This is a genomic window from Azospirillum isscasi, assembly GCF_030849505.1.
Lineage (GTDB): Bacteria > Pseudomonadota > Alphaproteobacteria > Azospirillales > Azospirillaceae > Azospirillum > Azospirillum isscasi.
This window is the reverse complement of the sequence record NZ_JAUJFI010000255.1, coordinates 1-5,037: the sequence shown is the minus strand read 5'-3', so window position 1 is coordinate 5,037 and position 5,037 is coordinate 1. Positions and strand designations below refer to the sequence as shown.

The following is a 5,037-nucleotide window of genomic DNA, read 5'->3' as shown; positions in this document are numbered from 1 at the left end:
GCCTCGGCCACCCGCCGCGCCCCCGGCGGCGGGGTGCCGGGGCGCTTGCGCGCCTCCGCCCGGATGAAGGCGCCGGCCCGCGCCACCGCGTCGGTGGCGATGCCCAGCCAGACGCTGCTCCACAAAATGTGGGTCACCGGCAGCATGGTTCGGGCGGAGATGTCGGCGTAGGGCAACGGCAGGATCTGCGCCCGTCCGGCCTCCGCCACCAGCCGGTAGCCGATGCTGCGGGTGCCCCGCATGCCCAGCGTGTCCCAGCCGCCGGTTTCCTCCAGCCGCGTCTGCCCACGGAGCACCGGCACGATGACCTGATCGGAGGGCGGCGATTCCGCGGTCCGGCGGGCCGTCACCAGGATGGCGTCGGCCTCCGCCCCATAGGAAATGACCGTCGCCTGCTTCTCCAGCCGGAAGGTTCCCACCGCCTCGTCCTCCACCGCGCAGGCGCTGGAGCGCACGTCGCCGCCGATCCCCGCCTCGGTCGTCGCGGAGGCGAGGAGAAGCTGCTCCTCCGCCAGCTGCGCCAGGAAGCCGCGATGCCACTCGCCGTCCTGCCCGTGGCGCACGAGGCAGGCCACCTGGATCTGATGCATGGCGTAGATCAGCCCGGTGGACGGGCAGTGCTGGGCCAGCACGTGGGCCACCGCCGCGGCGTCGGCCAGACCGCCGCCCCCGCCGCCAAGGGCGCGCGGCACCGTCAGCCCGAGAAGCCGCGCCTCCTTTAAGGCGGCGAAGGCTTCGGCGGGAAAGCGCGCCTCGCGGTCCACGCTGCCGGCGTGGCGTCCGGCGATGGCCGCGGCTTCGGCGGCCAGCCCCAATGCGGGCGCCCTCATCCGGCCCCCGTCCCGTCCAGCAGCCCCGCCACCGCCGCGCGGATCGCGGCGATGCTCTCGAAGGTGCGGCGGCGCAGCAGATGTTCCGGGAACTCGACGCCGTAGCGTTCCTCCAGCGCCAGCATGAGGTTCACCGATCCGTGGGAGGTCAGGCCGGCGGCGTAGAGATCGTCCTCGTCGGACAGGGTGGCGGCGTCGGTGGCCAGCCAGCCGCTGTCGGCCAGAAGCGCCCGGATGTCGGCCGCCGTGACCGCCGGGACGGTTTCTCCCCGCGGTGCCGCTCCAGCCGCGATCTGCCAATCCGGTTGGCGCATGCTCATCCCCACCCCCGTATTCAACCTCTGGCTTTCCCTGCCCCGGGACAACGCCACAAAACCTTAATTGTTCTGCACCTTCCTGTGCTTTTCCGTATGCCCCGGGTGTTTTTCGGATGCATCCAACTCCCCTTGCTTAACACCTGTGGCGAAAGCGCGCCGATTGCCTTCCCCGCGGCCAGCCCTAACTTGTGCGGCGGTCCAACCACACACAGGGGCGGGAGAGCATCATGGCTGTGCGGCAATCGGATGCGGAATGGCGCGGAACTCTGGCCCAGGGCTCGGGCACCATGCGGCTGGGAAGCGGCGCGTTCGAAGGCGCCTATTCCTTTCCGTCGCGTTTCGAGAACGGCGCCGGCACCAACCCGGAGGAGCTGATCGCCGCCGCCCATGCCGGCTGCTTCTCCATGGCGCTGTCCGCCGGCCTGTCGAAGGCCGGCCACACCCCGACGCGCGTGCACACCACCGCCCGCGTCCATCTGGACAAGGTCGGCGAAGGGTTCGCCATCACCCGAATCGAGCTGGACTGCGAGGCGGAGATTCCCGGCATCGACGCCGACGCCTTCCAGCAGCAGGCCGACGGCGCCAAGAAGAATTGCCCGGTGTCCAAGGCTCTGGCCGGCACGGAAATCACCCTGAACGCCCGGCTGGTGTAAGCGCCCCCAGCCCGGCAGCCTGCAAGGACGGGCGGGCCGCCGGGCCGGCGGCGCTCCGTCCGTTGATCTGCGATGTCGGAATTTGCAGCATCGATGCCCCGGGAGCGAACTGGCGTTCCCGCGCGAGCGCAGCTTTTGACAAAATGCTGCATTTTCAAATCCGAAAACCCAAAAACCGGTTATTCGGCGCCTTTCGGTCTTCACCGAGGGCTTGGCATTTCCTATAACGAATTTCATGAAGAATGCGTTTTCACTGATCTCATTTTTGATGTTTTGAAAAATACTACCGTTGCATTAGGCAAGTAAATCCAGAATTAGATAAATATCAAGTGCGGCTCCTCTGTTCAAATTTGTATTTTGACTTGGCGGCCATAAGGGGTGCTCGTTATGATTGGATGGAAAAAACCATTGGTCGTAACGCTCATGCCCCGCCCCCAAGATGAGTCGCCCATGCCGCCGTCGCCATCCTCCCTCGACACCATCCGCCAAAGCCTGATGTCGGGCGGACGCCTTCCGGCGATGGTCGCCGCACCGATTGCGCTCGGCGTGTCTCTGGCCGGAAGCGCTGCGTCGGCGGAAACGCTCTCGACCATTCGGAACGAATCCTTCTATCCAAGCGGAAGCAACATCCTCATCACCAGCACCGGCGGCGTGGTCGACAGCGGCACCGGGAACATCAGCAGCGATCTGTCCACCGGCATCTGGATCAACGCGAACGGCGGATGGACCCTGACCAACCAGGGCACGATCAAGATCTCGCTCGAAGCGAATTACAATCAAGCCGATGGCGTCTATGCGCAGAATTACGGCACCGTCATCAACTCCGGCCTGATCAGCGTGACCAAGGCCTACGCCGGCATCCTGATCAACGGGTCGAACGGGTCGAAATCGGTCATCCAGAACACCGGGACGGTGATCGGCAACTGGTCCGCCATCGAACTCGCCCATGCCGCCGACATCACGAACGGCGGCCCGGCGAACCAGACGGCGCTGATCAAGAACCTTCTGCCGGCGCAGCAGCATTTCCAGACACAGTTCCCCGCGATCAAAATTCAGGGCTCGTCCACGCCGAGCACGGTCACCAACTACGGCACGATCACCGGTTCCACCGACGCGGTTTCCATCGTCGGCCCCTCGACCATCGTCAACCATGGAACGATCAGCGCCGGTTCCGGCTACAGCGCGATCAGAACCTCCGCGTTCGGAAACACCAGTTCCATCGTCCTGAAGGACGGCAGCACCGTCATCGGCGGCGTGTCGAACAACGGCGGGACCCAGAACCTGCTTCTGGAAGGAAGCGGTTCCCTGTCCGGTCCGGTCTCCGGCACCACCGCCCTGACCCTCAACGGCACCGAGTGGACCCTGGCCGGCGTGAATTCCGCCACCACCACGAGCGTGCAGAGCGGGACGCTGCGGGTCAACGGCTCCCTCACCACCGCGCTCCAACTCGCCAGCGGGACGGCGCTCACCGGCACCGGAACGGTCGTCGGCAACGTGACCAGCCCGTCCGGCACCACGCTGACCCCCGGCGCGTCCGGCACGCCCGGCACCCTGACCGTCACCGGCAACTTCACGCAGGACAGCGGCAGCACGCTGGCGATCCAGACGACCGCCGCCGCCGCCAGCAAGCTGGCGGTCACCGGCACCGCCACGATGGGCGGCGCCCTGAGCATCACCTCCGCCGGGGGCGGCTACGGCGACAGCACGACCTACACCATCCTGACCGCCGCGGGCGGAGTGTCCGGCGCCTTCACCGCCGTCACCAACAGCGACGCGACGCTGACCCCAACGGCCACCTTCGACACCGCGAACAACCGGATTCAGCTCACCCTGACCAAGGTGGTGACGCCTCCGCCCGATCCCGATCCGAATCCCAACCCGAATCCGAACCCCAACCCGGACCCCAACCCCAATCCCAATCCGGATCCGAACCCGAACCCGAATCCCGATCCGAACCCGCCACCCGCGCCGCCCCCCAATCCCAACCCTGATCCAACCCCCACGCCGCCCTCGACGCCGAACCCCACGCCGACCCCCACGCCGCCCTCAACGCCGACGCCCACTCCTCCGGCGACCGGCGTGATCGACACCAGCCGCCCGAGCTTCACCAACAGCGACGGCGCGGTCCAGGGCAGCACGGTCACCTTCGACGGCGGCACGCTGCGCCCGGCTTCGCCGCTGACGGTCGGCCAGTCCGTCAACGTGACCGGCCAGGGCGGCACCATCACGCCGGATGGCAGCACCGTCACGCTGGCCGGCGCGGTCGGCGGCAGCGGTGCGCTGGCGGTTTCCGGGACCGGCGCGCTGGTCGTCTCCGGCCAGTTGGCCAACGCCGGGGGCCTGTCGGTCGATAACGGCGCGGACCTCACCGTCGCCAGGAGCGGCGTGGTCGCCGGCGGCACGCTGACGCTGGGCAACGGCGGCAGCGCCACGGTCGGAGGGGTCGTCGCGGTCCCGGTGACCGTTTCCCGCGGTGGCGCGATGACCGTCGTCGAGGGCGGAGGCGTGGGCGGCACCCTGACGGTCGAAGGCGGCACCCTGACCGTCGCCGCCAACGGCGCGGTCAACGGGGCCGTCACCGTGGCGTCCGGCGGCAGCGCGACCCTGGCCGGCGCCGTCATGGCCCCGGTCACCGTCCGCGACGGCACCGTCACGGTGGCGAACACCGGCAGCACCGGCGCGGTCACGGTCGGACAGGGCGGCGCGGTCGCGGTCAACGGCGTGATCGCCGGCTCCGTCACCACGACCGCCGGTTCGACCTTCAGCGGCGGCGGTTCGGTTCTCGGTCCGGCCACGCTGTCCGGCACCGTGTCGCCCGGCAACTCGCCCGGCGTGCTGACCTTCCAATCCGCCGTCACGCTGACCGGCACCAGCGTGCTGCGCGCCGAGATCGACGGCCCGGCCGCCGGCACCGGCGCCGGCCGCCACGACCTGATCCTGGTGCAGGGGGCGTCCTTCACCGCCGCCGGCACGCTGGCCCCGGTCCTGCGCGGAATCAGCGGCGACGCCACCAACGCCTACACCGCCACGCTGGGACAGAGCTTCACCATCGTCCAGGCCGACGGCGGCGTGTCGGGTGGCTTCGCCACGCTGACGCAGCCGGCGGCGGGGCTGGAGGCCGGCACCCGCTTCGACGCGCTGTACGGCGCCAACACCATCCGGCTGGTGGTCACGCCGACCAGCTACGCGGTGCGCGGCGGCACGCGCAACCAGCGGGCCGCCGGTGCGGCGGTGGAC

The 5,037-nt window shown here is 68.9% G+C and carries 4 protein-coding genes; 2 read left to right on the top strand and 2 right to left on the bottom strand.

The window, feature by feature from the left end:
* On the bottom strand, nt 1-830 hold an 830-nt coding region (locus QSG27_RS27610), incomplete at its 3' end, for an acyl-CoA dehydrogenase family protein (protein WP_306711886.1).
* Nucleotides 827-1,144 (bottom strand): acyl carrier protein, encoded by a 318-nt coding sequence (locus QSG27_RS27605; RefSeq protein WP_306711885.1) that lies wholly within the window; start codon nt 1,142-1,144, stop codon nt 827-829. The genes QSG27_RS27610 and QSG27_RS27605, both read right to left, overlap by 4 nt.
* A 230-nt stretch (nt 1,145-1,374) precedes the next feature.
* Here QSG27_RS27605 and QSG27_RS27600 point away from each other — a divergent pair, with 230 nt between their 5' ends.
* Nucleotides 1,375-1,800 carry an OsmC family protein gene (locus QSG27_RS27600; protein ID WP_306711883.1) on the top strand — a complete coding sequence of 142 codons (426 nt, stop codon included), beginning with the start codon at nt 1,375-1,377 and terminating at the stop codon, nt 1,798-1,800.
* A gap of 450 nt (nt 1,801-2,250) precedes the next feature.
* Nucleotides 2,251-5,037, top strand: a 2,787-nt coding sequence (locus tag QSG27_RS27595) for a beta strand repeat-containing protein (RefSeq protein WP_306711881.1), incomplete at its 3' end; no start/stop codon positions are given.

What these genes read in the sequence shown, in the direction of transcription:
- QSG27_RS27605 (WP_306711885.1), bottom strand. Translation starts at nt 1,144, where the DNA reads ATGCGCCAACCGGATTGGCAGATCGCGGCTGGAGCGGCACCGCGGGGA.
- QSG27_RS27600 (WP_306711883.1), top strand. Translation starts at nt 1,375, where the DNA reads ATGGCTGTGCGGCAATCGGATGCGGAATGGCGCGGAACTCTGGCCCAG.